Origin of the sequence: Nocardioides sp. Root140 (assembly GCF_001426745.1) — a bacterium.
In the GTDB taxonomy this organism is placed as follows: Bacteria; Actinomycetota; Actinomycetes; order Propionibacteriales; family Nocardioidaceae; genus Nocardioides.
This window is the reverse complement of the sequence record NZ_LMFI01000002.1, coordinates 49,602-74,149: the sequence shown is the minus strand read 5'-3', so window position 1 is coordinate 74,149 and position 24,548 is coordinate 49,602. Positions and strand designations below refer to the sequence as shown.

The window sequence follows — 24,548 nt, the reverse complement described above, 5'->3', positions numbered from 1 at the left end:
CGACCAGAACTCACGACAGGTCGATCAGAACTGGCGACAGGTCGATCAGAGTTCGCGACGGGTCATCGGCGGCGGCCTGCCCCGAACATGCCGCGCACGAACTCACGCGCCGCGGTGCGCAGCACCTGCTTGACCGCGGTGTTGCCGAGCACCTCCTCGACGGTGCTCTTCTCCCTCCTTGTCGATGACCGGCTCGTGGTCCGCTTGCGCGACTCCTTCGCCAGCCGGTCGGCCTCCTTCTGGAGGGCCGTCTGCTCCTCGGCGCCGGCCTTCGCCGCCGCCTCGGCCTCGGCCTGCGCGGCACCCGCGTCGAGCTTGGCGGCGAGGATCTCGCGAGCCGACTCACGATCGACGGTGGCGGAGTACTTCGCGAACAGCGGCGACGCCTTGACCGCCGCGTCCATCGCCGTGGCGTCGGCCGTGCCCATCAGCGACTCGGGTGCGCGCAGGCGGGTCCACGCCACCGGTGTCGGGGCGCCACGCTCGTTCATCACCGTCACGACCGCCTCGCCGATGCCGAGCGAGGTGATCACCTCACCGAGGTCGTCGTACGCCGAGTTGGGGTAGGTGTTGACGGTGGCCTTGAGCGCCTTGGCGTCGTTGGGCGTGTGGGCCCGCAGCTGGTGCTGCACGCGCGAGCCGAGCTGGGCCAGCACCTCGTCGGGCACGTCGGTCGGGCTCTGGGTCACGAAGAAGACGCCGACGCCCTTGGAGCGGATCAGCCGCACGGTCTGGGCGATCTGGTCGAGGAAGTCCGGGGAGGCGTCCTTGAAGAGCAGGTGCGCCTCGTCGAAGAAGAAGACCAGCTTCGGCTTGTCGACGTCGCCGACCTCGGGCAGGTCGTGGAACAGGTCGGCCAGCAGCCACATCAGGAAGGTGGAGAAGACCGCCGGACGGTCCTGCAGGTTCGGCAGCTCGACAAGAGAGATGACGCCCTTGCCCTCGGACGTCGTACGCAAGAAGTCACTGGACTCGAACTCGGGCTCGCCGAAGAACGCGTCGGCGCCCTGGTCCTGGAAGCCGATCAGCTCGCGCAGGATCACCCCCGCGGTGGACGACGAGAGCCCGCCGAGCTCCTTCAGCTCGGGCTTGCCCTCGTCGCTGGTCAGGTGTTGTACGACGGCGCGCAGGTCGGCCAGGTCCAGCAAGGGAAGCCCGGCCTTGTCGGCGTAGTGGAAGACCAGGCCGAGCGACGACTCCTGGGTGGCGTTGAGGCCGAGCACCTTCGAGAGCAGCAGCGGCCCGAAGGCGCTCATCGTGACCCGCAGCGGAGAGCCGGTGCCCTCGCCACCGAGGGCGAAGAACTCGACCGGGAAGGCCGTGGCGGTCCACTGCTGGCCGACGCTCGCCGCACGGGAGCTGATCTTCTCGCCACCTTCGCCGGGCACGCTGAGACCCGAGAGGTCTCCCTTGATGTCGGCTGCGAAGACCGGCACCCCGTTGGCGCTGAGCTGCTCGGCCAGCAGCTGCAGGGTCTTGGTCTTGCCGGTGCCGGTGGCGCCGGCGACCAGGCCGTGCCGGTTGACCATGGCGAGCGGGATGCGGATGTGCACGTCGGAGAGGTCGGTGGCGTTCAGCATCAACCCGCCGAGCTCGAGGGCGGGGCCCTCGAACGCATAGCCGGGACGCACCGCGTCGACGATCGGACTGGCCTCAGGAGCTGCGGGCGTCTCGCTCATGACCGAAGACTAGGTCGTGCCCCGGCAGGCCGTCCCGGATATCAGGTGGCGATCGGGCGGCGACCCGGCGCAGGATGGAACCGGAGGCGAAGACAGATGAGCATCAGCTTGAACCACACCATCGTCCACTGCACCGACAAGGCAGCGTCCTCACGGCACCTCGTCGAGATCCTCGACCTGCCCGAGCCCACGACGTACGGCCCGTTCGTGGTGGTGCAGATCGACAACGACGTGTCCCTCGACTACGCCGACGACCACGGCACGCCGCATCCGCAGCACTACGCGTTCCTGGTCGACGACGCCTCGTTCGAGCCGATCCGCCAGCGGATCGTCGCGCGGGGCCTGACCTACTGGGCCGACCCGTTCCACCGGGTCGAGGGCGAGATCAACACCAACGACGGCGGCAAGGGCCTCTACTGGCTCGACCCCGACGGGCACAGCATGGAGATCATCACCGTGCCGTACGGCGGCGGCTGAGCGGCTCAGTGCGTGGTGTTGCCGGTCGCGGCGAGCCCGGCGCCCAGCCCGACCATCATCACGCCGCCCGTGACACCGAGGCGGTCGAGCCGCTGCGGCTTGCGGGCGAACCAGTCGCGGGCCCGGCTGGCGGCCAGCGCCCAGCAGGAGTCGGAGCAGACCGCCAGGACCCCGAAGACGGCGCCGAGCAGGAGCAGCTGCGGAGCTGCGGGGGCCGTCGGGTCGACGAACTGCGGCAGGAACGCCGCGAAGAAGACGATCGACTTCGGGTTGGTGGCGCCCACGAGGAAGCCGGTCCACACCGAGCCGAGCGTCGAGCCCGACGCGCGCACCTCCTCGGATGACTCCATCGCCCGGCGAGCGTCGGCCCGGTGCCGGATCGCCTGGACGCCGAGGTAGACGACGTACGCCGCACCCACGAGCTTGAGCAGGGTGTACGCCGCGGCCGACGCGGCGACCAGCGCCCCGAGACCGAGGGCGACCCCGAGCACCTGGGCGATCAGCCCGAGCGCGTTGCCGAGCACTGACAGCAGCGCCTCACGGCGGCCGACGGTGAGCGCGCGGCCGATCGTGAACAGCAGGCTGGGCCCCGGCACCTGGATGAACAGGATCGAGGCGATCACGAACGCGATCAGGGCATTGGTCGACGGCACGGAATCCATTGTGCGGTCTGTCCCGAGAGTCCGCCACGTGATTCCGGTCCCCGGCCTCCCGGGCACCGCCGAAGCCGTGAACGTGGGGCGGTCTCGTTATAGTCGGCCGCGTGATCTTCAAGCGCGTGGGTGACAGCCGCCCCTACCCCGACCACGGGCTCGACTCCCGTGGCTGGTCGCAGGTGGCGCCGCGACAGGTGCGCCTCGACGAGCTGATCACCACCAAGGACACCCTCCACCTGGGCTCCCTGCTCGACGAGGACGGCACGTTCTACGGCGACCTCTTCGCCCACGTCGTCTACTGGCGCCGCGAGCTCTACCTCGAGGACGGCCTGCACCGCGCCCTGCGGGCAGCGCTCCAGCAACGCAACGTGCTGCACGCCCGCGTGCACGTGTTGGAGGACTGATGGGCGAGCGCCAGACCTCGACCGTGACCCTGGCCGTGCTCGGTGTCATCTGCGTGCTCATGGCGGTCTTCGGGTTCTCCCAGTTGACCCGCGGCCTGCCCGACTCGATCGTCGCCGACGAGAAACCGGCCTGCGAGGACCACACCCTCAAGGCCGGCACCAAGGTGCGGCCGGGCGACATCACGGTGAGCGTCTACAACGCGGGGCGCACGTCGGGTCTGGCCAGCCAGACCATGGAGAAGCTGATCCTGCGCGGGTTCGGCACCGGCTCCAGCGGCAACGCCAGCTCGGCCAAGGTCGACCGTGTGGAGGTCCGCGCCGACGCCAGGAACAACCCGGCCGCGCGCCTGGTCGCGTCACAGTTCGGACCCGGCACCCCCGTCGTCACCGGCAAGGACATGCTCGGCATCGGCATCGTCGTGGTGGTCGGCGACAAGTACACCAAGCTCAGCAAGCGCGCCAAGAAGTCCGTCCCCGTCACCAAGGACACCGTCGTGTGTCGTCCCCCGGTCGACTGACGTCAGTCGTCGGGTTCGCCGCGGTCGTGGTCCTGGCCGAGCCACTGGGCGAGCCGTCCACCGCGCGAGACCTCGCGAAGCCGTTCGTCGGTGCGCGCACGCAGCCGGCGCGGGGTCACCACGAGCAGCTCGTCACCGCGTCGCAGGACCGTACGTCGTTCCGGCACCCGCGACTCCCCGTCGCGGATGACCAGCGCGACCGAAGCGCCCTGGGGCAACCGCAGCTCACCCACCTCGACCCCGTGCATGCGTGAGACCGGGCTGATGGTGACCTGCAGCAGGTCGGCGGCGATGCGTTCGAGGGGCGCGGCCTCGACGTCGAGGTCGCGCGGCTCGGACCGGCGGGCGACGTGCAGCACCCGGGCCAGCAACGGGAGCGTCGGGCCGGTCACCACCGTGAAGACGATGACCATGATGAAGACGATGTCGAAGAGCTGCTGGGAGTCGTCGACGCCCTCGGCGAGCGGGATCGTGGTGAGCACGATCGGCACCGCCCCGCGCAGGCCGGCCCACGAGATGAAGGTGAGGTCGCGCCACGGCATCGGGCGCACCACCGAGCTGACCAGCACCGAGATCGGGCGGGCGACCACGGTGAGGACGATGCCGGCGACCAGCGCGAACCCGACGGTCTGCGCGGTGATGCGCCCCGGGGAGAGCAGCAGCCCGAGCATCACGAACAGGCCGATCTGGGCCATCCAGCCGATGCCCTCGGTGAAGGACTTGGTGGCCGCGCGGTGGGGCAGCTCGGTGTTGCCGAGGACCAGCGCGGCCACGTAGATCGCGGCGAATCCGGAGGCGTGCGCGGCTGCCGCGACGGCGTACGCACCGGTGGCCAGCGAGAGGATCGCCAGCGGGTAGAGGCCGGAGGACGGCAACGCGATGCGGCGCATGATCCAGGCCCCGCCGAAGCCGACGGCGAGGCCGATCCCGACACCGGCCACGAGCTCGTACACGATGACGCCGGCGATCTCGAAGATCGAGTCCTCGGCCAGCGCTCCGCTGGAGATCAGTGCGACGAGCACCACGGTCGGGGCGTCGTTCAGGCCGGACTCGGCCTCGAGAGTTCCGGTGATCCGTCGAGGGAGCGGCACCACGCGGAGCACCGAGAAGACGGCCGCGGCGTCGGTCGGCGAGCACACCGCGCCGAGGAGGATGGCCAGCTCCCACGGGAGTCCGAGCAGGAAGTGGCCGGCGACCGCCATCACCGCGACGCTGACGACCACGCCGAGGGTGGCCAGCGAGGCGCCCAGGCCGATCACCGGCCGGATCTCGGACCACTTGGTGCTGATGCCACCCTCGGCAAGGATCAGCGCGAGCGCCCCGAACCCGATGGCGTGGGCCATCGCGGCGTCCTCGAAGGCGATGCCGACGCCGGCCTCCCCGAGGGCGACGCCCATCAGCAGGTAGATCAACAGGCTGGGCAGCCCGGCCCGGCTGGAGAGGCGCACCGCGAGGATCGCGGCCAGGGTGACGATCGAGCCCAGCAACAGGAATTGATCGAGCTGGTGGGCGTCGAAGGTCAAGGGCACCTCGCAGTTCGGGAGCGGGCCTGAATCCTATCGTGGACAAAATCTGGAACTTGTTCTAGTTTTCGCCTAACCTGCTCGGCATGAGTGGAACCGACCTGCCCGAGGTCCTCGACGCTGCGAGCCTCACCGAGCACGAGGACTGCGACGTGGTGGTCGTCGGCTTCGGCATCGCCGGCGGGTGCGCGGCCCTCGAGGCGGCTCGCTCGGGCGCTCGCGTCGTACTCCTCGAGCGGTCCGCGGTGCACGGCGGCACGTCGGCCATGAGCGGCGGCGCGTTCTACCTCGGCGGTGGTACGCCGGTCCAGGAGGCCACCGGCCACCCCGACTCCGTCGAGGCGATGGTCGACTACCTGACCGCCGTCTCCCGCGAGCCCGGCGCCGCCAAGATCCGCGCCTACTGCGAGGAGAGCGTCGAGCACTTCACCTGGCTCGAGGCGCTGGGCTTCTCCTTCGAGCGGTCCTTCCACGACAAGAAGGCCGTCATCCAGCCCGGCACCGAGGGGCTGATGTACACCGGCAACGAGAAGGTCCACCCCTTCGTCGACCAGGCGGCCCCCGCGCCACGCGGGCACAAGGTCCCGGTCGCCGGTGACACCGAGGGCACCCGGCTGGTGATGGACCTGCTGCGCGACCGGCTCGCCGACGAGGGCGTCGACGTGCGCTACGAGACCGGTGCGAACGCGCTGGTCACCAGCGGTTCGACCGGAGAAGGGGCCGGCGACGTGGTCGGCGTCCGCTGGCGGAGGTTCACCGAGACCGGTCTGATCCGGACCCGGTCGGTCGTGCTGGCCGCCGGCGGCTTCGTGATGAACAAGGACATGGTCGCGAAGTTCACCCCCAACCTGGCCGAGAAGCCCTTCGTGCTCGGGACGACGTACGACGACGGGCTGGGCATCCGGCTCGGGGAGTCGGTGGGCGCCGCGACCGCCTTCATGGAGGAGGCGTTCATCACCGCGCCGTTCTACCCGCCGTCGCGGCTGGTCACGGGCATCGTGGTCAACAAGGAGGGCCGGCGCTTCGTCGCCGAGGACTCCTACCACTCCCGCACCTCGGCGTTCGTGATGGACCAGCCCGACCACGCGGCGTACCTCATCGTGGACAGCGCGCACATCGAGCACCCCGCCTTCCCGCTGGCGCCGTTCATCGACGGTTGGGAGACCGTCGAGGAGATGGAGACCGCCCTCGGCCTGCCGGTCGGGTCGCTGACCGCCACCCTGGCGGCGTACAACGAGAACGCGGCGCGCGGCGAGGACCCCGACTTCCACAAGCAGCCCGAATGGCTGGAGCCGCAGGACACCGGCCCGTGGGGCGCCTTCGACCTCACCCTCGGCACGGCGCTCTATGCCGGCTTCACGATGGGCGGCCTGGTCACCGACGTCGACGGCCGGGTGCTGCGCGAGGGCGGCGCGCCGATCACCGGGTTGTACGCCGCCGGCGCCTGCGCGTCCAACATCGCCCAGGACGCCAAGGGCTACGCCTCCGGGACCCAGCTCGGGGAGGGCTCCTACTTCGGACGCCGGGCCGGCCGCCACGCCGCACAACCCGTGCCTTCCTGATGCGCGAACCGTGGGTTCTTGACGCGCGAACACCGGGTTCTTGACGCGCGAACACCGGGTTCTTGATGCGCCCGCGGACGCGCACGCCACACTGGGGCCCATGACCGACCGCTACACCGTCGCCAGCCGCGCCAACGTCCCGCCGTTCCACGTGATGGACCTGCTGGCTGCGTCAGGTGAGCGCCAGCGCAGCCACGGCGACATGGTCAACTTCGTCGCCGGCCAACCCAGCAGCGGCGCCCCCGCACCGGTGCTGGCCGAGGCGATCCGGCTGCTCGGCAGCGGCGACCCGTTGGGCTACACCGTGGCCACCGGGATCCCCGACCTCCGCGAAGCGATCGCCGGACACCACCAGCGCATGCACGGCATCGACGTGCACCGCGACGACGTGGTCGTCACCACCGGCTCCAGCGGCGGCTTCCTGCTGGCCTTCCTCGCCGCGTTCGAGCCGGGCGACCGGGTGGCGATGGCCCGGCCCGGCTACGCCTGCTACCGCAACGTGCTCCGCGCCCTGGGCTGCGAGGTGGTCGAGCTCGACTGCGGCGCCGAGACCCGCTTCCAGCCCACTGTGGCCCAGCTCGAGCAGCTCGACGACATCAAGGGCCTCGTGGTGGCCAGCCCGGCCAACCCGACCGGCACGATGCTGCTACCGGAGGAGCTGGCCGCCCTGGCCACCTGGTGCGAGACCCATGCGGTGCAGCTGGTCAGCGACGAGATCTACCACGGCATCGAGTACGCCGAGGAACCGCTGAGCCGCAGCGCCTGGGAGACCTCGCGCGAGGCGATCGTGTTCTCCTCGTTCTCGAAGTACTTCTCCATGACCGGGTGGCGGATCGGCTGGATGCTGGTGCCCGAGCGTCTGCGCCGGCCCGTCGACGTACTCACCGGAAACTTCACGATCTGCCCTCCGGCGATCGCCCAGCACGCGGCGATCGCGGCCTTCACCGAGGCGGCGTACGACGAGCTCGACGGCCACGTCCGACGCTACGCGCACAACCGGGCGATGCTGCTCGAGGGACTTCCGCGACTCGGGATCACTGAGCTGGCGCCGGCAGACGGCGCGTTCTACGCGTACGCCGACATCGGCCACCTCACCGACGACTCGATGGCCTGGTGCCTGGACCTGCTCGACGCGACGGGCGTCGCCGTGGCCCCCGGCGTCGACTTCGACACCGAGAAGGGGAACCGCACGATCCGGTTCAGCTTCGCCGGGTCCTCCGGTGAAATCGCGACCGGACTCGACCGTCTGGCGACGTACCTCGGCTGAGCCTCGGCTACTCTCGGCGCGGGAGAAGGTTTAGGGCTTGACCACTCGGGGAAGAGAAGTTCGGTTGAGTGGTTTGAACCGCTCATACGGGGGTACACACCCGGCAACTTGAGAGGTGATCCATGTACGGCGACTCTGCCGCCATGCGCAAGCGCGCATCCCAACTGCGAGAGCAGTGCACTGACATCCGTGCGATGGCCGACCGACTGATCGCACAGATCGAGTCCATCAACTGGGAGGGCAGGGCGGCCGCCGACATGCGGGCCCGCATCCACGACCGGGCCGCCCACCTCCGCGACTGTGCCGCACAGCACGAGACCGCGGCCGAGTCACTCACCCGGCACGTCGCCGAGGTCGAGCGCCTCAAGGACTCCATCGACGGCATCGAGCGCAAGGCCCACTCGCTGGTCGCCGACGCCCGCACCCGCATCGCCGCACAACAGGCCCAGGACACTCCGGCCGGCGTCACCATCGACGCGACCGACGTCGACCGCACCCTCGACCAGTTCGTGCCGCCCGCCCCGGGCCACAAGGACTGGCTGACCGTCAACCTTCCGGGACTCTGAGACATGGCGACCATTGACCTGACCACTCCCGGCCCGGTGGCCGAGGGGACCCTCGAAGGCCTGCCCCGCCGGCTCGCCCTGACCCGGCCCGAGCTCGAGTTCCTGGCCGAGGCCGCCGGCGGAGCGCCCCTGCCCTTCGCTCCCGAGGACCCGACACCCAGCACCGCCGCCAACGCGTTCGAGAGCCGACTCGGCCAGTCGCGTGGTGCCGCAGAGGACCAGTCGTACGTCGAGGCCCTGGCCACCCTGCACGACCCCGCCGAGGGCCTCGAGAAGCGTGGCCTCCTGGTCGACGGCACCGCCGATGCGGGCGTCGTCGGCGCCCTCGGCCTGCTGGCCACCCCGGCCGTCGCCCTCGACCTCGACGTCAACATCAGCGGCGTCCGAGCCCGGGCCTGGCACCGCCAGCGCGGCGGAGCCGTGGCCACCCTGGCCACCACCGACGGCGTCGTCTTCGAGCTCGCGTGGTTCGAGGCGCAGCACTGGCCGGCCGAGCTCGGCCGCGTCGCCGGGCTTCCCGACGACCACGTGCTCACCGACTCCACCGTGCCCGCCGCGATCGACCTGCCCTACGAGCTGCTCGACGCGGGCGGCGAGGCCGTCCGTTCGGGCCGGGCCGACCTGCTCGGCACGATCGTGGCCCACCACGCCGGTGACGTGCGCGATGCCGCCGGAGACGCCGTACCCGACGCCACCGTCTCGTCGGTGATCAGCTCGCTGGTCACCGAGACCCAGGGTCGGCTCCGCGGACTGGTCGCCGACATCGACGCCGGCGGCGAGGCCGTCGGTGTCGTGTCATGGGTGTTGCTGGCCGACGGCTGGCACGTCCTGCGATCCCACCAGGTCGACGGCGCCAACCGCGTCGAGGTCCGTCGAGTCGATGCCACCGAACTGGCCGCCACCCTCGGCCCGATCCTCGCGGAGGTGACCGCATGAGCGAGCAGCAGCAGGCACAGGCCGCAGCCGCCCAGGACAAGTACGACCAGATGATGCGTCTGGCCGACCTCTTCGACTCCTCCGGCGACGAGATGCGCGAACGCGCCACCCTGGGCGCCGAGATCCTCGCCGACGAGGCGGTCGCCGAGTCCGAGGAACTCTCCAAGGCCACCTTCACCCAGGCCGAGCAGGACATCATCGGGGCGACCACCGGCAAGACCGGGCTCATGGTCCGCTCCGTCGAGCTCGACGCCGATGCACTGATCGTGCGCGCCACGGTGCTGACCTACCGCTGGATCGACGACCTCCAGCTGGCGGCGTACAAGACGCTCGGCTCGATCGCGGCCCGCGCGGTGGGCTACCTGGCGCCCGAGGTGGCGCTCGGCGGCGCGATCTTCTCGGCCGGCCTCATCGAGACCGACGCCCTCGACCGCGAAGGCCTCGCGGCCTACCTCAACGAGCTGGCCGACCAGAACCCCGAGCTGATGGACCACTTCGTCAGTGGTGGCGGTGGCCTGATCGAGGGCCTGCAGATGCGCTCGCTGCTCACCGCGGCCGTGCTCGGCGGCGACGAGGGCCCGGCAGTCACCCACGGTGGCCTGCGCGCGGTCGGTGCCCCCGACTTCGCCGACGACTTCACCTCCGCCCTGCGCGACATCGCCGGCGGATTCCGTGAGGAGGAGGCGGCACCTGCTTCTGCCGGCGACGCATCCACCCTGCCGGCCCCGTCCTCCATCGAGGAGCTGATGACCTCACTCAGCCAGGTCGAGGGCGATCTGCTGGTACAGCGCCTGCCCGGCGGCCGGTTCATCGCCTACCTGCCGAGCCACGCCCAGCGCACGCCCGGCAACCTGCAGCTCGTCGGCAGCGACGTCGCCGGCCGGGTCTCCTCGGTGATCAACGCCCTCGAGGCCGCCGTCGGTGACGAGCCCGGCGCCCGGGTGATGGTCGTCGGCCACGCCCAGGGTGGCGTCGCCGCCGCCGAGATCGCCGCGGCAGCCGGCTCAGACAAGTTCGTGGTCGACCAGGTCATCACCGCCGGCGCCCCCAACGCCCAGGTCACCCACATCCCGGAGCCGACCACGGTGCTGTCCCTCGAGGACCGCGCCGACCCGGTCGCACTGTTGGGATCGCTGATCAACGCCCGGGTCACCAACCGGTTGACCGTGGTCTTCGACGGCGGACTCCAGACCGGCGCGTCGGCGTACGTCGCCGGAGGCCGGGCCGCCGACACCGCCACGCACCCCGAGCTGAAGGCCGCGATCCAGCGGATCCACGAGCTGGGCTTCCTCGCCGGCTGATCACCAACCCCGCCCTTTTGATGCGCGAACACCGGCTTCTTGTGCTTCGAACCGTGGGTTCTTGATGCGATCCGTCAATGACCCGGTGTTCGAACATCAAGAATCCACGGTTGGCGCATCAAGAAGGCACGGTTCGTCAGACGATGTCGTGCACGAACTCGCCGAGCTGGGCGAGGTTGCGGCACTCGACCATCGAGACCAGCTCGGCGTACTGCGGCGCGGCGGAGTCGCCGGTCCCCCAGTTGCGGGCGTGCTCGGGGTTGAGCCACCACGCGTTGCGACACTGCGCGACCATCGCCTTGAAGCCGTCGAGCTGGAGGTCGCTGTAGTTGGAGCGGGCGTCACCGAGCACCAGCAGTGAGGTCTTCGGGCCGAGCGCGTCGGCGTGCTCCTCGACGAACTTGGTGAACGCGCGCCCGTAGTTGGTGCGGCCCCACAGGGCGGCGTGACTGGTCGCCGCGGCCAGGTCGGCCATCACGTCGACCACGTCGGCGCCCGGCTTGAAGTGGTGGGTGACCTCGTGGACGTGGTCGATGAACGTGAACGCGCGCACCTTGGTGAACTGGTCGCGCAGTGCGAAGACCAGTAGCAGGGTGAACTGCGCGAAGTTGGCCACCGAACCGCTGACGTCGCACAGCACCACCAGTTCTGTGCGGTGCGGCCGCTTGGGCCGGTGGTGCGTGGTGAGGGGCACCCCGCCGGTCGAGATCGAGGCCCGGACCGTACGCCGGAAGTCGAGCGGGCCGCGACGCTTGGCGTGCTGCTCCTTCGTCAGCCGGGTGGCCAGCCTGCGCGCCAGGGGCTGGATCTCCCGGCGCATCGCCTCCAGGTCGGTACGGCGAGCGCTGAGGAACGGCAGGTTGTCGATCGTCGGGCGGACCGTCGTGTCGGCGACGTGCTGGGCGCCCTTCTCCTCGGCGATGCGGCGCAGCGCGTCCTGCTCGACCAGGGCGGTGAACTGCTGCACCCGGCTGGCGGCCCGGCGTCGGGCGGTGCGGGTGTCGTCGCCCTGCATCAGGAGTCCGGCGACGATCTGGTCGACGAGCTCGTCGGGAGCCACCCGCTTCAACGCCTGGTAGGCGCTCCACGACGACAGGCCGGGCGCGCGTCCGCGCATCGCACCGAACGTGCCGACGGCCTCGATGGCCAGGTCGCGCAGGGCGTCGGGCTGGCCGTCGGGTTGGGCCCCGATCATCGCGTCGGCCAGCTCGTCGCGGAAGCTGCTCAGTGCCTTGCCGGTGTCGTTCGGCATGCTCCCGTCCGGTGCATCCTCGCCCTCCACCTCTTCGTCGAGGCCGCGCGCGCGAGTTTCGCCAGTCAGGGCTGGGAAGTAGAGGTCGAAGAGTGCGTCGAACGGGGCCCGGTGACCGGACCGCTTGACCAGCGTCGCGGCGTACGCCGTCCGGACCTGGTCCCGCCCCGACCACGAGAGAGCCGTTGCCGCCCGCGCCGCGTCGATGTCCTCGGCCAGCGACACCGGGATCCCCGCGGCGCGCAACGCCTCGATGAACTCGACGTGCCGGTCCAGGAGTCCGCCCATGGGTTAGTCCTAACCTCTCAGCTTGAGCTCGCGCACTGCGCGGTCGTGGTCGGAGACGTGCTTGAGCACGACGCCGAGCGTGCTGCTGATCGCCGCCGGGTCGAGGTTCTTGATCTGGAGCGCGATGAGGGTGCGGGCCCAGTCGATCGACTCCGCGATCGACGGCGCCTTCTTGAGCTCGAGCTCGCGCAGCCGGGCCACCACGGCGACCAGCTCGTGGGCCAGCCTGTCGTCGAGACCGGGCACCCGGGAGAGGAGAATCTCCTGCTCCCGTTGGGCATCCGGGTAGTCGAGGTGCAGGTAGAGGCAGCGTCGCTTGACTGCTTCGGACAGCTCGCGGGTGGCGTTGGAGGTGAGCACCACGAATGGTCGGCGTACCGCCTCGACGGTGCCGAGCTCGGGGATCGTGACCTGGAAGTCGGAGAGCACCTCGAGCAACAGGCCTTCGACCTCAACATCGGTCTTGTCGACCTCGTCGATCAGCAGGACGGTCGGCTCCTCGCGGCGGATCGCGGTCAGCAACGGCCGACTGAGCAGGAACTCGTCGGTGAAGATGTCGTCGTGGGTCTGCTCCCACGCCTGGTCCGGCCCGGTGGCCTGGATGCGCAGCAGCTGCTTCTTGTAGTTCCACTCATAGAGCGCGCGGGCCTCGTCGAGCCCCTCGTAGCACTGCAGCCTGATCAGCTCGGCGCCGGTCGCGGCCGCCACCGCCTTCGCGAGCTCGGTCTTGCCGACCCCGGCCGGGCCCTCGATCAGCAGCGGCTTGCCGAGCTCGCCGGCCAGGAACGCGGTCGTCGTGGTCGCCGGGTCGGCCAGGTAGCCGGTCGCCTCCAGCCGCTTCAGGGCGTCGTCGGGGGACTTGAACCATGGCTGTGCTTCGACGGTGGTCACGCCCGCGAGCCTAGTCGGCGGGCCGATTCGCCCTGGGCAGGGCGTCCGTGATCGCCTGCGGGTCCATCGTGGCCGTCGCCACCAGGCGTCGTACGGCGTCGAAGAGCACGTCGGCGGTGTGCTCGTCGTCGTGCCGGCCGGTCAGCCGCGTGGCCGCCGAGCCGATCATCAGGTGCACGAGGGACTCGGCGACCGCCTGGGCGTCGGTGACTCCCACCGTGGCCAGCATGCGTGCGGCCAGACTCTCGACCGCGTCCAGGGCCCGGGCCGCCAGCGGCTGGAGGTCGGGGTCGGCGCTGACCGCCAGGAACGTCGAGAGCTGGAGGTGGACGGTGTCGAGGCTCCGCTCGCCGAACGCCATCGAGACCAGTCCGCGGGCGTCGTCGAGGTCGATCTCGAGGCCCAGGGACAGGTCGGCCATCGCGGTCATGTCCTCGATCCACGTCTCGACGTGCCGGGTCAGCGCGGTGGTGAGCAGGTCGCCCACCGAGTCGAAGTAGTAGCCGGGCGTGGCCGGGGGCAGCTCGGCCCGGGCGGCCACGGCGCGATGGGTGACCGCGCGCGCACCGCCCTCGGCAAAGAGCGCGATGGTGGCGTCGAGCAGCTGCTCGCGGCGCACCCGGCTGCGCTCCTGGCTGAGCCGCGCCTTCGAGGAGGCCTTCGTGGGGGCCGTCATCTCACCCCGTCACCTTTCTCGTTGTCCCGTGGACAGAAAAATTGTACGTTCGTCCAAGTTTACTTCCCGGCCGCACCGGAGGACACCGATGACCCGATCTCTCAAGAGCGTGCTCGTCGCGCTGCTGCTCGGACTGACGATGCTGGCACCCGCCACGGCATCGGCCGACGACCGGGTCGTCGTACGAACGCACGTCGGTGCGGGCACGGGTGCCGAGCAGGCCGAGAAGTACGACGTGGTCGTCGAGCGCGACGTGCCGATCACCATGCGCGACGGGCGCGTGCTGCGGGCCGACATCCACCGACCGGCGACCAAGGGGACCACCGAGCGCGCACAGGGGACGTTCCCGGTGATCCTGGTCCAGACGCCGTACGGCAAGGGTGTCGGCAACTCGGGGTTGGGCGCGATGAACCCCTACCTCGTCAAGCGCGGCTACATCGGCGTCATCGTCGACGTCGCCGGGACCGGCGGGTCCGAGGGCCAGTCGATGCTGTTCGGCAGGAGCGAGGCCCTCGACGGCGCCGAGCTCGTGCGCTGGTCGGCCGCGGTGGAGGGCAGCAACGGCAAGGTCGGGCTGCTCGGCGGCTCCTACCTCGGCATCGACCAGGTCTTCACCGCAGCGGCGGTCGGGAAGAACTCGCCGCTCAAGGCGATCTTCCCGATCGCCACCGCGTCCGATCCCTACCGCGACCTGTTCGTGGCCGGTGGCCTGGTCAACATGACCTCCAGCCTGGGCCTGATCGCCGGCTACTTCGGCCTGCGCACGCTGACCCCGTTCGCCGAACGCGCCTCCGATCCACTCGACGCGCTCAGGCTCTCGCTGCAGCACGGCCTGGCAGGGATTCCGTTCGAGCTCACCACCGGCCTGAACGCGCTGCTCGAGAACGGTCGCGTGTACGACGGCCCCTACTGGCAGGAGCGCGCTCCGCAGAACGTGCTCGACAAGGTCGTCGCGAACGGCGTGCCGGCGTACGTGGTCGGCGGGCAGTACGACGTGTTCCAGCGCGGCGAACCGCTGCTCTACAGCGGCCTCCAGAACGCGTGGGCCGGCCGGTCCGTCCACGCGCCGATGAACCGCACGCAGCCGGTCACCAGCCGCTACCAGCTGCTCACCGGCCCCTGGGACCACGGCAACCAGGGCAGCACCGTCGACCTCGACGCGATCGAGCTGGCCTGGTTCGACCACTGGCTCAAGGGCGTCGACAACGGCATCACCGACACGAAGACACCGTTCCACGTGCAGGAGCCGGACGGTGCGTCGTACTCCGTGGCGCGGTATCCGTCGGAGGCCACAACCTACGAACGCCTGCACCTGCAGGGGAACAAGTCACTCGGCACAGCGGCACCCACCGCGGCCACCGGCTCCGACCGCATGCTCTACAAGCCGGTCTCGCTGGCCTGCCAGCGGGCGATCGTGCAGTGGACCGCGGGGCTGGCCCGCGACCTCTACGCCCAGTGCTCGAAGGTGAAGGAGCTGACCGCGCCACAGCCCGGCGATCTCTCCTACGACACGGCACCGCTGACCCGGGACACCCGTCTCGCCGGCCCGGTCGGCCTCACCCTCCGGGTCAGGGCGAACCGCCCGCAGACCATGTTCGTGGTGACGCTCCAGGACGTAGCGCCGGACGGCTCGGTCACCGACCTCTCGGCCGGGGCGCTGCTCGGCTCGGCGCGCGCGATCACGCAGGGTCGCAGCTGGGCCTCCCGCGGCGGCTCCTACGCACTCCCCTACCACCCGCACACCGAGGCGGCCGAGCAGCCGGTGCCGGTCGGCAGGGTGACCCGCTACGACATCGAGATCAGGCCGGTCTTCTCGACGCTGCCCGCCGGCCACCGGCTGCGGCTGCTGGTGCAGAGCGGCGACACCCCGCACCTGCTGACCTCGCCGGGCCGGCTGCTCAGCGCGCTGGGCGGCGTGTACGACGTACAACGCAACGCCGTGGCGGCGTCGTACGTCGACCTGCCGATCGCGTCGGGAGCGCTGCCGACCGGAAGGTGAGATTCACCAGTCCTGCCACGGGATGATCGTCCTGACCGGTGTGTCGAGGAGGATCTCCGTGCCCGGGGCGTCGTGCCCGGCGATCTCGTGCTCGGCGAGCTCGCTCTCGGCCCGGGCGATGCGGTCCGTGGTCTCGAGTGGATCGCCGTCCAGGTAGAGGAGCCGCAACCGCATCGATCCGCGGGCGTCCTGCTTGTCCGCGCCGAAGGTCAGCGTGCTGTGCTGCTGGTGGCGGTCGAAGCTGAAGGTCCAGCCGCCGGCCACGCCGTCGAGACCGGTCAGCCGGGGCATCTCGACACGGTCGGCGAAGGTGTGCCGTTCGTGCACGGCCAGCGACATCGGCTCGGCATGCTTCACGAGCTGCACGTGCATGCCCCGCACCGGACGGAAGGGGAGGACGTCGGCAGCGACCAGCGAGCCCGGATTGACGTAGCCGCGCACCGGCCGGAAGAACGCCAGCAGGGACCTGGAGACACCGGGGATGATCGGCCCCCGACCCCACTGGAACGAGTCGGCACCCAGCTGGTCCCAGGCACGCACCGACTCGGACACCGGATCGCGGAACCAGTACATCGCCACGTAGTCGGTGCCGGCGTGCTCGTCGCTGGCGCTCGACACCGCCTTGAACTCGTCGGGGCGGGACCACCGATCCCCCCAGGCGACTCCGGGCAGGGCCAGGTTCTCCGGCCGGTGGTCGAGCTGGTGCCACTCGTTGTAGGCCCGGTGCTCAGCGGCACCGGCCTGCCCGAGGGAGACGAACGAGAAGAAGACGAGCGGGGTCATGCAGCTCTCCTGACCGAGGGTGCGTGCTCGGCACCGTAGTCGCGCCCGACCGGGCGTGGCCGGCGGATCCCGCGCAGCAGGAGTGGCCGGCCGGATGAGTACGCGGGCGCATGCGTCGGATCTCCGGGTCGGCCAGCATGGAGGGCATGACGACACGACTCCTCGCCGGTGCCGCGGCGGCCTTCCTTCTCCTCGCCGCAACCGGCTGCACCACCGACACCCCGCTCGGCACCGAGGTCACCGACACGACAGTTGCGCCCGGCGATGCGGTGAAGGGCCGGGTGATCTACCCGGACGGCAAGATCCGCGTGACCATCGTGTCGGCGGGCTCGCCGGTGGTGAAGGACCACAAGTACGCCGGGCACCGCGACCAGGGAGAGCAGGCCTGCTCCTACGACGACGAGAAGTTCTCCTGCCCGACCGACGGGCTCACCGACGGCCTGTACGTCGTGCAGGTGATCGACGAGGGAGTGCCGAGCGAGGGTACGTCGACCGCGATGGTGAGCGTCACGTCGATCGCGGACTACCAGCCCACGTGGCAGGCGGACGGAGACGTCGTACGCCTTTCGGGGTGGGGAGCCGACCGCACGGTGAAAGCGTTGATCCGCACCGAGAACGGCAAGGAGGTCATCGCACGGACGCTGCGCACCGACGGGTCCGGCTCGGCCCGGTTGTCGGTCGCGACGCTGAAGAAGGCTCGCTACGAGATCTCGCTGGACGACGGCCTGTGGCACCTGGGCAACATCGACTACCCGTTCAACGTGCTCGACCGGACCGAGTGAGACTCAGAGGCCGCCTCTGCCACCCCTGCCGTTGCGGGTGGCGGACGCCTGTGCCTCGAGGGCGGAGTAGTTGCCCGCCGAGCTGCCGCCCTTGTCGAGGTTCCAGCCGGGCTTCTTCTGGCGCCCCTCGAAGACCCAGACCGCGGCGAGTGCAGCGATGACCAGGACACCGATTCCGATAGCCACGTAGATCCCCATGCACCTCACAGTAGCGGGGACGCCAGGCCATCAGTCCGGAAATGCGAAGGATCCGAACCCGGCGAGGGTTCGGATCCTTCGGATCTCTGCTGAGATCAACTGGCGGTGGCGGTGGGATTTGAACCCACGGTGGGTTTGACCCCACACATCATTTCGAGTGATGCACCTTCGGCCGCTCGGACACGCCACCGCCGGAGAGATTACTAGATCGGCGGCCCGAGGCCGAAATCAGGACGCCGCCAGCACGGCCTGCGCCTGGACGGTGACCGCCACGAGGCGCCCGTCGGCGTCCCGCAGCTCGGTCTGTACGACGACCTGGGTGCGGCCCCGGTGCAGTGGTCGGGCGGTCGCCGTGACCGTTCCGCCGTGCACGGCCCGCATCAGTTGCGTGGTCGTGGACGTGGTCGCCGTACCGGCGCCGGGAGGCAGCCCGAGGAACGCGCACACCGCACCGACGCTGTCGGCCAACGTGATCAGCGCGCCACCGTGCAGGGCGCCGCCGGCGGTGCACCGGTTCTCGGCCCAGTCAAGGTGCCCGACCACGCGATCTGCGTCGGCGGAGTCGAGGACCACGCCCGTGGCCTCGGCGAAGGGCATCAGCGCGACCAGGTCGGCGGGTGCGCTCACGCCCGGCCTCGCAGGACGACGTACTGGGCCGCCCCGAAGCCGGCCACGACCACGGCCTGCATCAGGCACCAGGCCAGGCCGATCCCGGTCAGGGACAGGAGCCCGAAGGCGACTGCGACCGAGCCTGCGACCCACACGAGGTTGCCGATCACGACCTCGCGGGCGAGGCCGGCCGGCACGGGGTCACGGGTGGCGATCCAGGCCAGCGCGCCGGCCCAGACGAGGAGGAACGCACCGAGCAGCTCGAGGGTCGGCACGGACGGGCCGAGCACGTCGTCGAGCAGCGTGGCGCCGGCGAGGTAGGCGACCGCGTTGAGGCCGGAGACGCCGGCGTCGAGCAGCAGCAGCCTGGCGATCGGGGACCGGCGGGCGGTCGAGGTGGACAGGGGCTGGGTTTCGGTTCGAGTGGTCATGGCATCAACCGTGAAGCGCGCGGCGAGGCTTGTCGATGACGTCGGAGGTAATGGAGCCGGCTACCCCCGGCCGACACAATGGGCGCATGACGATCACCGAAACGCGTCCGGAGACCGGCGGAGTCGGCGTACTGCTCAAGGACTGGCGGCAGCGCCGCCGGCGCAGCCAGCTGGAGCTCTCCAACGAGTCGGGCATCTCGACCCGGCACCTCAGCTTCGTCGAGACCGGGCGGTCCCGGCCGAGTCGCGACATGGTGCTCCGGATCGCCGACCAGCTCGAGGTCCCGCTGCGCGAGCGCAACACCCTGCTGCTCGCGGCCGGCTACGCCCCGGCGTACGACGAACGCACGCTGGAGGACGACGACATGACCGCGATCCGTGAGGCGCTGGACCTGATCCTGACCGGCTACGAGCCGTTCCCGGCGCTGGTCGTGGACCGCGACTGGAATCTGGTGCAGGCCAACAACGCGGTGGGTCCGCTGATCGCCGACGTCGCTCCGGAGCTGCTCGAACCACCGCTCAACGTCTTGCGGTTGAGCCTGCACCCCGACGGGATGAGCTCACGCATCGTCAACCTGTCGGAGTGGCGCGGTCACCTGATCGACCGGCTGGCGCGGGAGTTCGCGGTGACCGGGTCGCCGAGCACGAAGGCCCTGCACGACGAGCTCATGGACTACCCCGGCGGCCTGTCCCACGCATCACCCGACGGTCGCATCGCCGTACCCATGCGGCTGCGCACCGACGCCGGCGAGCTGTCCTTCATCAGCACCGTCACCACCTTCGGCACCGCGGTCGACATCTCGGTCGCCGAGTTCACCGTCGAGGCGTTCCTGCCGGCGGACGCCTTCACCGCTGCTGCACTGCGCGGAGGCATCAACACCTGACGGCGTCAAGAACCCACGGCGCGCGCATCAATCATCCACGGTTCGCGCGTTGCGGAAGAAGGAGTCGAGGAGGGCGGCGGACTCGTCGGCCCTGACCCCGGCCAGCACCTCGGGCCGGTGGTTCAGCCGCCGGTCGCGCACGACGTCCCAGAGCGAACCGACGGCGCCGGCCTTGGCGTCGTACGCCCCGAAGACCAGGCGCTCGAGCCGGGACAGCACGATCGCGCCGGCGCACATGGTGCACGGCTCGAGCGTGACCACGAGCGTGCAGCCGGTGAGCCGCCACTCGCCGACTGCCTGCGCGGCCCGGCGGATCGCGACCACCTCGGCGTGGCCGGTCGGGTCGCCCTCGGCCTCACGGGTGTTGCGGCCGCGGCCGATCACCGCGCCGGACGGGTCGAGCACGACGGCGCCGATGGGTACGTCGTCGGTGGTCAGGGCGGCACGTGCCTCGTCCAGGGCAAGGCCCATCGCCTCGTCGTACCTGCTGGCGATCAAGGAACGCTCACGCAGTCGTCAGGTCGACGGCGTCGTCGAACGCGGGGCCGAAGCCGAGCCGGCCGGCCACGTCGGAGAGCATCTCGTCGGGGTAGAGGTCGTAGTCGTCGATGAGCACGCCCATGTCCATCGCGTGCATGCCCAGGTCGCCGAGGATGTCGAGGTCGCCGGCCGGGGCGGACTCGTCGTCCTCCTCCGGGTAGGGCAGGGCGAGGTGCTCGATCACGGTGCGGGCGAGGTCCCACTCGTCGACGGCGGTGATGTCGGAGAGCAGCACGCGCACGGTCGGCCCGGTGACCCGGACGATCAGGAAGACGTCCTCGTCGAAGCCGATCAGTGCGATGGCGCCGCCGTCACCGGGAAAACGCCGGAGGGCACCGGACAGCGTCTCGAGGTCCTCGAGCACCGGATCGACCAGCTCCTGGAGCTGCCAGACGCCTTCTTCACGGTATGCGGCCAGGGCGAAGTCGACGTCGAACTCGTCAACCATGGCTGTCCCTCCAGCTCGTGAACCGCACTCCGATGTCCAGAGTGACAGAGGTTGGGGGTGGTTCCAAGCCTGTTTTCCCAAACGTCACGCGGACTGGACTAGGTTTTCTCCATGCGTACCCACGTCGTCGACCACCCGCTGGTGGCCCACAAGCTGACCACCCTCCGCGACCAGGACACCGACAGCCCGACATTCCGCCGGCTGGCCGACGAGCTGGTGACGCTGCTCGCCTACGAGGCGACCCGCGACGTGCGCGTCGACGACGTCACCATCACCACTCCCGTCGCGCCCGCGACCGGCGTGAAGCTGGCCTCCCCGAAGCCGCTCGTCGTGCCGATCCTGCGCGCCGGGCTCGGCATGCTCGACGGCATGGTCCGCCTGCTGCCCACGGCCGAGGTCGGCTTCCTCGGCATGATCCGCAACGAGGAGACGCTCGAGGCGTCGACGTACGCCGAGCGCCTGCCCGAGGACCTCTCCGGGCGCCAGTGCTACGTGCTCGACCCGATGCTGGCCACCGGCGGCACACTCGCCGCGGCGATCCGCTTCCTGGTCGACCGCGGCGCCGACCACATCACCGCGATCTGCCTGCTGGTCGCGCCGGAGGGCTGCGCCCGGCTGGAGCAGGAGCTGGCCGACCTCGAGGTCCCGGTCACCATCGTCACCGCCGCGATGGACGAGAAGCTCAACGAGAAGGGCTACATCGTGCCCGGCCTCGGCGACGCCGGCGACCGGCTGTACGGCGTGGCCCACTGACCGACCACGGTCAGAGCGGGCGGACCGGCTCCCCCTGCAGTGCGCGGAAGGCGAACGCAGTCGCGACCGTGATCACCGGGAGGGCCACCAGGAGCCCGACGCCGCAGGCGACGGCACCACCGAGCATGCACAGGAAGCAGAGCAGCGCCAACAGGAGCAGCTCACCCACGTTGGCCGTGGTGAGCGAGACGCTGGACCTGATCGCGGTGAACGCGTCCTGCCCCTTGCCGACGATGAAGTAGTTGGTCAGGAACGTCAGGAACAGCACGACCAGGCCGGGCAGGACACACAGCGCCAGGCCGATGGTCGTGGCGATCGAGAGAACGACGGCGGCGATCAGCACCTGCACCAGGTCGAAGCGGGAGAACATGGCGCCGACACTGACCTGCTGGCCGTCGACCACGTCGAGCGCGAGGCGCACCATCGCCGCAGACAGGATCAGGCTGATGATGCTGCCGAGCAGGTTGAGCACCAGTGCCATCGGGTGGAAGTCGAACTCGAAGCCTCCCCCGGAGGAGTCGGCGGTGAACGAGAACGTCTGCCCACCCGTGGTCAGTGCGCTCACCACCTGGATGGCGATTGGTACGAGCAGCACGATCAGCGCGGCCCCGAGCAGCGCCCCGGTGTGGGTGGTGAAGGCCTTCCAGCCGTAGCCGATCGCCTCGGTTGCCGCGAAGCCCCGCCCGCCCGGCGGCGGACCGGGAGGCTGCTGGCCCCAGCCGGGCGGCTGCTGGCCCCAGCCTGGAGGACCGGCCGGCGGCGGCTGCCCCCAACCGGGCTGGTTCGGGTCGCTGGGCGGGTACGGCGGCTGCTCGCTCATGCCGCCTGACCCTAACGCCTTCGCTCAGCTGACGGTGGAGAGCAGCTGGGTGGCGCGGGTGAGGACGACGTAGAGCACGGCCCGGCCGGTCTGGGACTCGTCCTCGATCTCCTGGGGGCGCACGACGACGATGCCGTCGAACTCCAGGCCCTTCGTGTCGAGGCCGGTCAGCACGACGATGCGGTCGTCACCGCTCGGCGTGACGCCGGGCGATGCGGCGGAGGGCGCGTCGCCGGCGAACTCTGGCCAGGACGCCAGCCACGCGTTGACCTCGGCGCGACGGGCCACCGGCACCACGATGCCGACGGTGCCCGAGACCTCGCCGGAGAGGCGAGCCACCTCTCTGCGCACCGACACCTCGAGGTCGTCGACCGGACCGAGCACCGTGGGCGGGATGCCGGTCGAGCGGACTGCGGTGGGCAGGTCGGCGTCGAGGCCGACGCGGGAGGCGTACGCCGCGGCGAACTCGTAGATCTCGGACGAGTTGCGGTAGTTGGTCGACAGGTGGAACCGGTGCACCTGCTTGCCCTCGAGCGCCGTACGGCGAGCAGCGTCGGACTCCGACGGCACCGGCCACGACGACTGTGCCGGGTCGCCGACGATGGTCCACGACGCAGCGCGGCCACGGCGGCCGACCATGCGCCACTGCATCGGGGTGAGGTCCTGTGCCTCGTCGATCAGCACGTGGGCGAAGGGGTCGTCCTCGATGCGGTTCGTCGGCGGCTTCCACGACGGCCCGGTGGCGAACTCACGCTCGGAGGCGGTGGTCAGCTCCTGGAGGTCGCCGCCGAGGTGGTCGGAGAACTCGTCGCCGTCCTTGGACTTCTCGGGCAGGTCGCCCAGCTCGTAGCGGGCCTCGTCGAGCAGCGGGATGTCCTCGATGGTGAGCGTCTCGGACCAGTGCTTGTTGAGCAGGGCCTGCTCCTCCTGGCCGAGCACGCCGTCGGAGACGCGGGCCAGGAAGTCGGGGTCACGCAGCCACGACATGACCTGCGCGGCGTCGAGCGGCGGCCACCACTGCAGGGCGAACTCGAGGAACTGGTCGTCGCCGAGCATCTCGTCGTTGAACGAGTCGCGACCCCGCTCACGGCCACGCTCACCGCGGACCTGACGCCACATCGCGTCGAGCAGGGTCATCGCCACCCGCGGCATCTGGCGGTTGCGGTGGCCCTGGTTGAGCAGCTGGCGACGCAGTCGGCCGAGCAGCTGGCGGTCGAGCACGATCGTGTCGTCGCGGTAGAAGATCCGGAAGTCGCGGGGCGCACCCGGGACGGCCTGGCGCGCGGCCCGGCGTACGACCTCGGCCATGCGGATCGAGCCCTTCACGTCGGCGACGGCCGGCTCGTCGTGACGGGTGGCGCGGACGCCGTCGACGACCTCGCCGAGCGAGCGGAGCGCCACGGCGGTCTCGCCGAGGGACGGCAGCACCCGCTCGATGTAGCGCATGAACACGCCGGACGGACCGACGATCAGCACACCGCCGCCCTCGTAGCGGCGACGGTCGGTGTAGAGCAGGAACGCGGCACGGTGCAGGGCGACGACCGTCTTGCCGGTGCCCGGACCGCCGGAGATCTCGACGACGCCCTTCGAGGGGGCCCGGATCGCCTTGTCCTGCTCTGCCTGGATGGTGGCCACGATGGAGTGCATCGACCGGTCACGGGCGCGGGAGAGCTGCGCCATCAGGGCGCCCTCGCCGACGATGGGCAGGTCGGTCCCGGCCTGGTCGTCGAGGAGCTCGTCCTCGACACCGACCACCTTCGGGCCGGTCGCGCGCAGCACCCGGCGTCGTACGACGGAGTGCGGCTCGGCCGCCGTCGCCTGGTAGAACACCGCGGCGGCGGGGGCGCGCCAGTCGATCAGCAGCGAGTCGCGGTTGGCGTCGCGCAGACCGATGCGGCCCACGTAGCGGGGCTCGGGATCGAGCTCGGGGCGCATGTCGAGACGGCCGAAGACCAGGCCCTCGTGGGCCGCGTCGAGCTGGGCCATCCGCTTCGCGGCCTGGAAGACCATGGCGTCGCGCTCGACCAGGCCACCCTCGTGACCCAGGCGACCGCGCTCGTGGCCCTCGCGGGCCAGTTGCTGGGCCGCCGCCGTCGACTCCTCGAGCTGGTCGTACACCCGGTCGACGAACGCCTGTTCCGCAGCGACTTCCCGCTCGGCAACGTCATCGGACAACGCAGGACCACCCCTCGAAGATGCACAAGAACCAAGCAGGCAAGACTACCGGGCCGCGCCTGCCAGCGGAAAACCAGATCGGCCAGCGATGAATTCCCGAAACCTGCGTGGTCTCAATGGGCATCGACCC

General features: G+C 70.4%; 26 protein-coding genes and 1 tRNA gene. 12 read left to right on the top strand and 15 right to left on the bottom strand.

Translation table 11 applies throughout. The features are described 5' to 3' along the window. Positions 1-62: 62 nt before the first annotated feature. Positions 63-1,679, bottom strand: a complete 1,617-nt coding sequence (locus ASD30_RS07945) for a helicase HerA-like domain-containing protein (RefSeq protein WP_056679714.1) — start codon at positions 1,677-1,679, stop codon at positions 63-65. A 96-nt stretch (positions 1,680-1,775) separates the two neighbouring features. Between ASD30_RS07945 and ASD30_RS07940 the strand changes: the two genes are divergently transcribed. Next, on the top strand, positions 1,776-2,156 hold the full coding sequence (locus ASD30_RS07940) for a VOC family protein (protein ID WP_056679712.1): 381 nt from the start codon (positions 1,776-1,778) through the stop codon (positions 2,154-2,156). A 5-nt stretch (positions 2,157-2,161) separates the two neighbouring features. Here the strand turns inward: ASD30_RS07940 and ASD30_RS07935 are convergent, their stop codons facing one another. After that, positions 2,162-2,818, bottom strand: coding sequence for a LysE family translocator (locus tag ASD30_RS07935; protein WP_056679709.1), 657 nt, complete (start codon positions 2,816-2,818; stop codon positions 2,162-2,164). A gap of 101 nt (positions 2,819-2,919) precedes the next feature. Here ASD30_RS07935 and ASD30_RS07930 point away from each other — a divergent pair, with 101 nt between their 5' ends. Together ASD30_RS07930 and ASD30_RS07925 are read left to right on the top strand one after the other, a co-directional pair. Further along, a complete protein-coding gene (locus ASD30_RS07930) occupies positions 2,920-3,216 on the top strand; it encodes a type II toxin-antitoxin system VapB family antitoxin (RefSeq protein WP_056679706.1) in 297 nt (98 codons plus the stop codon). After that, positions 3,216-3,734, top strand: a complete 519-nt coding sequence (locus ASD30_RS07925) for a LytR C-terminal domain-containing protein (protein ID WP_056679702.1) — start codon at positions 3,216-3,218, stop codon at positions 3,732-3,734. Before ASD30_RS07930 ends, ASD30_RS07925 begins: the two co-directional genes overlap by 1 nt. Before the next feature lie 2 nt (positions 3,735-3,736). Here the strand turns inward: ASD30_RS07925 and ASD30_RS07920 are convergent, their stop codons facing one another. Next, entirely contained in the window at positions 3,737-5,257 is a 1,521-nt protein-coding gene (locus ASD30_RS07920; RefSeq protein ID WP_056679699.1) for a potassium/proton antiporter, read from the bottom strand. Positions 5,258-5,343: 86 nt separating this feature from the next. Here ASD30_RS07920 and ASD30_RS07915 point away from each other — a divergent pair, with 86 nt between their 5' ends. The 5 genes from ASD30_RS07915 to ASD30_RS07895 all read left to right on the top strand — a co-directional run bounded on the left by ASD30_RS07915 (position 5,344) and on the right by ASD30_RS07895 (position 10,889). Next, complete coding sequence (locus ASD30_RS07915; RefSeq protein ID WP_056679696.1) at positions 5,344-6,819, top strand: FAD-binding protein; 1,476 nt, start codon at positions 5,344-5,346, stop codon at positions 6,817-6,819. Between the two features lie 100 nt (positions 6,820-6,919). Further along, positions 6,920-8,086 carry a pyridoxal phosphate-dependent aminotransferase gene (locus ASD30_RS07910; RefSeq protein ID WP_056679693.1) on the top strand — a complete coding sequence of 389 codons (1,167 nt, stop codon included), beginning with the start codon at positions 6,920-6,922 and terminating at the stop codon, positions 8,084-8,086. A 143-nt stretch (positions 8,087-8,229) separates the two neighbouring features. After that, entirely contained in the window at positions 8,230-8,652 is a 423-nt protein-coding gene (locus ASD30_RS07905; RefSeq protein ID WP_156388556.1) for a hypothetical protein, read from the top strand. 3 nt (positions 8,653-8,655) lie between these two features. Continuing rightward, positions 8,656-9,588, top strand: coding sequence for a hypothetical protein (locus ASD30_RS07900; protein ID WP_056679689.1), 933 nt, complete (start codon positions 8,656-8,658; stop codon positions 9,586-9,588). Beyond that, entirely contained in the window at positions 9,585-10,889 is a 1,305-nt protein-coding gene (locus ASD30_RS07895) for a hypothetical protein (protein WP_056679686.1), read from the top strand. Before ASD30_RS07900 ends, ASD30_RS07895 begins: the two co-directional genes overlap by 4 nt. Before the next feature lie 136 nt (positions 10,890-11,025). Here ASD30_RS07895 and ASD30_RS07890 read toward each other — a convergent pair whose 3' ends face one another. Genes ASD30_RS07890 through ASD30_RS07880 form a run of 3 tightly spaced genes read right to left on the bottom strand, consistent with a single transcriptional unit; the run spans position 11,026 to position 13,996 of the window. Continuing rightward, positions 11,026-12,429, bottom strand: a complete 1,404-nt coding sequence (locus ASD30_RS07890; RefSeq protein ID WP_056679683.1) for a vWA domain-containing protein — start codon at positions 12,427-12,429, stop codon at positions 11,026-11,028. Positions 12,430-12,438: 9 nt separating this feature from the next. Beyond that, positions 12,439-13,320, bottom strand: coding sequence for an AAA family ATPase (locus ASD30_RS07885; protein ID WP_056679680.1), 882 nt, complete (start codon positions 13,318-13,320; stop codon positions 12,439-12,441). A gap of 10 nt (positions 13,321-13,330) precedes the next feature. Continuing rightward, positions 13,331-13,996, bottom strand: a complete 666-nt coding sequence (locus tag ASD30_RS07880) for a TetR/AcrR family transcriptional regulator (RefSeq protein ID WP_056679677.1) — start codon at positions 13,994-13,996, stop codon at positions 13,331-13,333. Positions 13,997-14,084: 88 nt separating this feature from the next. Here ASD30_RS07880 and ASD30_RS07875 point away from each other — a divergent pair, with 88 nt between their 5' ends. After that, positions 14,085-15,995 carry a CocE/NonD family hydrolase gene (locus ASD30_RS07875; RefSeq protein ID WP_056679674.1) on the top strand — a complete coding sequence of 637 codons (1,911 nt, stop codon included), beginning with the start codon at positions 14,085-14,087 and terminating at the stop codon, positions 15,993-15,995. A gap of 3 nt (positions 15,996-15,998) precedes the next feature. On the opposite strand, the gene ASD30_RS07870 is transcribed toward ASD30_RS07875, so the two are convergent. Next, positions 15,999-16,778, bottom strand: a complete 780-nt coding sequence (locus tag ASD30_RS07870; RefSeq protein WP_056679671.1) for a hypothetical protein — start codon at positions 16,776-16,778, stop codon at positions 15,999-16,001. A 146-nt stretch (positions 16,779-16,924) separates the two neighbouring features. Here ASD30_RS07870 and ASD30_RS07865 point away from each other — a divergent pair, with 146 nt between their 5' ends. Beyond that, positions 16,925-17,560: a hypothetical protein gene (locus tag ASD30_RS07865; RefSeq protein ID WP_156393550.1), complete on the top strand. Its 636-nt coding sequence runs from the start codon at positions 16,925-16,927 to the stop codon at positions 17,558-17,560. A gap of 3 nt (positions 17,561-17,563) precedes the next feature. Here ASD30_RS07865 and ASD30_RS07860 read toward each other — a convergent pair whose 3' ends face one another. The 4 genes from ASD30_RS07860 to ASD30_RS07845 all read right to left on the bottom strand — a co-directional run bounded on the left by ASD30_RS07860 (position 17,564) and on the right by ASD30_RS07845 (position 18,798). Further along, positions 17,564-17,758, bottom strand: coding sequence for a hypothetical protein (locus ASD30_RS07860; RefSeq protein ID WP_056679665.1), 195 nt, complete (start codon positions 17,756-17,758; stop codon positions 17,564-17,566). A 100-nt stretch (positions 17,759-17,858) separates the two neighbouring features. Further along, positions 17,859-17,948 (bottom strand) — tRNA-Ser (locus tag ASD30_RS07855). A gap of 38 nt (positions 17,949-17,986) precedes the next feature. Continuing rightward, positions 17,987-18,385, bottom strand: coding sequence for a PaaI family thioesterase (locus tag ASD30_RS07850; RefSeq protein ID WP_235529977.1), 399 nt, complete (start codon positions 18,383-18,385; stop codon positions 17,987-17,989). Continuing rightward, positions 18,382-18,798, bottom strand: coding sequence for a hypothetical protein (locus ASD30_RS07845; RefSeq protein WP_056679662.1), 417 nt, complete (start codon positions 18,796-18,798; stop codon positions 18,382-18,384). Before ASD30_RS07845 ends, ASD30_RS07850 begins: the two co-directional genes overlap by 4 nt. A gap of 86 nt (positions 18,799-18,884) precedes the next feature. On the opposite strand from ASD30_RS07845, the gene ASD30_RS07840 reads away from it, so the two are divergent. Beyond that, positions 18,885-19,682: a helix-turn-helix domain-containing protein gene (locus ASD30_RS07840; protein ID WP_200951108.1), complete on the top strand. Its 798-nt coding sequence runs from the start codon at positions 18,885-18,887 to the stop codon at positions 19,680-19,682. Positions 19,683-19,709: 27 nt separating this feature from the next. Here ASD30_RS07840 and ASD30_RS07835 read toward each other — a convergent pair whose 3' ends face one another. Both ASD30_RS07835 and ASD30_RS07830 read right to left on the bottom strand, forming a co-directional pair. After that, positions 19,710-20,153 carry a nucleoside deaminase gene (locus tag ASD30_RS07835; RefSeq protein WP_056679920.1) on the bottom strand — a complete coding sequence of 148 codons (444 nt, stop codon included), beginning with the start codon at positions 20,151-20,153 and terminating at the stop codon, positions 19,710-19,712. A 34-nt stretch (positions 20,154-20,187) separates the two neighbouring features. Beyond that, on the bottom strand, positions 20,188-20,670 hold the full coding sequence (locus ASD30_RS07830; protein ID WP_056679659.1) for a tRNA adenosine deaminase-associated protein: 483 nt from the start codon (positions 20,668-20,670) through the stop codon (positions 20,188-20,190). Between the two features lie 111 nt (positions 20,671-20,781). Here ASD30_RS07830 and upp point away from each other — a divergent pair, with 111 nt between their 5' ends. Further along, on the top strand, positions 20,782-21,423 hold the full coding sequence (upp, locus tag ASD30_RS07825) for a uracil phosphoribosyltransferase (RefSeq protein WP_056679657.1): 642 nt from the start codon (positions 20,782-20,784) through the stop codon (positions 21,421-21,423). 10 nt (positions 21,424-21,433) lie between these two features. On the opposite strand, the gene ASD30_RS07820 is transcribed toward upp, so the two are convergent. Together ASD30_RS07820 and ASD30_RS07815 are read right to left on the bottom strand one after the other, a co-directional pair. Beyond that, complete coding sequence (locus ASD30_RS07820) at positions 21,434-22,243, bottom strand: hypothetical protein (protein ID WP_056679655.1); 810 nt, start codon at positions 22,241-22,243, stop codon at positions 21,434-21,436. Between the two features lie 24 nt (positions 22,244-22,267). Beyond that, positions 22,268-24,418, bottom strand: coding sequence for a HelD family protein (locus tag ASD30_RS07815; RefSeq protein ID WP_056679653.1), 2,151 nt, complete (start codon positions 24,416-24,418; stop codon positions 22,268-22,270). Positions 24,419-24,548 lie beyond the last annotated feature (130 nt).

Bases quoted from the DNA above. Each gene is read 5' to 3' on its own strand.
- ASD30_RS07945 (WP_056679714.1), bottom strand. From the start codon at position 1,679: ATGAGCGAGACGCCCGCAGCTCCTGAGGCCAGTCCGATCGTCGACGCG.
- ASD30_RS07840 (WP_200951108.1), top strand. From the start codon at position 18,885: ATGACGATCACCGAAACGCGTCCGGAGACCGGCGGAGTCGGCGTACTG.
- ASD30_RS07860 (WP_056679665.1), bottom strand. From the start codon at position 17,758: ATGGGGATCTACGTGGCTATCGGAATCGGTGTCCTGGTCATCGCTGCA.
- upp (WP_056679657.1), top strand. From the start codon at position 20,782: ATGCGTACCCACGTCGTCGACCACCCGCTGGTGGCCCACAAGCTGACC.
- ASD30_RS07820 (WP_056679655.1), bottom strand. From the start codon at position 22,243: ATGAGCGAGCAGCCGCCGTACCCGCCCAGCGACCCGAACCAGCCCGGT.
- ASD30_RS07925 (WP_056679702.1), top strand. From the start codon at position 3,216: ATGGGCGAGCGCCAGACCTCGACCGTGACCCTGGCCGTGCTCGGTGTC.
- ASD30_RS07890 (WP_056679683.1), bottom strand. From the start codon at position 12,429: ATGGGCGGACTCCTGGACCGGCACGTCGAGTTCATCGAGGCGTTGCGC.
- ASD30_RS07830 (WP_056679659.1), bottom strand. From the start codon at position 20,670: ATGGTTGACGAGTTCGACGTCGACTTCGCCCTGGCCGCATACCGTGAA.
- ASD30_RS07835 (WP_056679920.1), bottom strand. From the start codon at position 20,153: ATGGGCCTTGCCCTGGACGAGGCACGTGCCGCCCTGACCACCGACGAC.
- ASD30_RS07870 (WP_056679671.1), bottom strand. From the start codon at position 16,778: ATGACCCCGCTCGTCTTCTTCTCGTTCGTCTCCCTCGGGCAGGCCGGT.
- ASD30_RS07900 (WP_056679689.1), top strand. From the start codon at position 8,656: ATGGCGACCATTGACCTGACCACTCCCGGCCCGGTGGCCGAGGGGACC.
- ASD30_RS07935 (WP_056679709.1), bottom strand. From the start codon at position 2,818: ATGGATTCCGTGCCGTCGACCAATGCCCTGATCGCGTTCGTGATCGCC.
- ASD30_RS07880 (WP_056679677.1), bottom strand. From the start codon at position 13,996: ATGACGGCCCCCACGAAGGCCTCCTCGAAGGCGCGGCTCAGCCAGGAG.
- ASD30_RS07940 (WP_056679712.1), top strand. From the start codon at position 1,776: ATGAGCATCAGCTTGAACCACACCATCGTCCACTGCACCGACAAGGCA.
- ASD30_RS07845 (WP_056679662.1), bottom strand. From the start codon at position 18,798: ATGACCACTCGAACCGAAACCCAGCCCCTGTCCACCTCGACCGCCCGC.
- ASD30_RS07875 (WP_056679674.1), top strand. From the start codon at position 14,085: ATGACCCGATCTCTCAAGAGCGTGCTCGTCGCGCTGCTGCTCGGACTG.
- ASD30_RS07895 (WP_056679686.1), top strand. From the start codon at position 9,585: ATGAGCGAGCAGCAGCAGGCACAGGCCGCAGCCGCCCAGGACAAGTAC.
- ASD30_RS07905 (WP_156388556.1), top strand. From the start codon at position 8,230: ATGCGCAAGCGCGCATCCCAACTGCGAGAGCAGTGCACTGACATCCGT.
- ASD30_RS07865 (WP_156393550.1), top strand. From the start codon at position 16,925: ATGACGACACGACTCCTCGCCGGTGCCGCGGCGGCCTTCCTTCTCCTC.
- ASD30_RS07915 (WP_056679696.1), top strand. From the start codon at position 5,344: ATGAGTGGAACCGACCTGCCCGAGGTCCTCGACGCTGCGAGCCTCACC.
- ASD30_RS07910 (WP_056679693.1), top strand. From the start codon at position 6,920: ATGACCGACCGCTACACCGTCGCCAGCCGCGCCAACGTCCCGCCGTTC.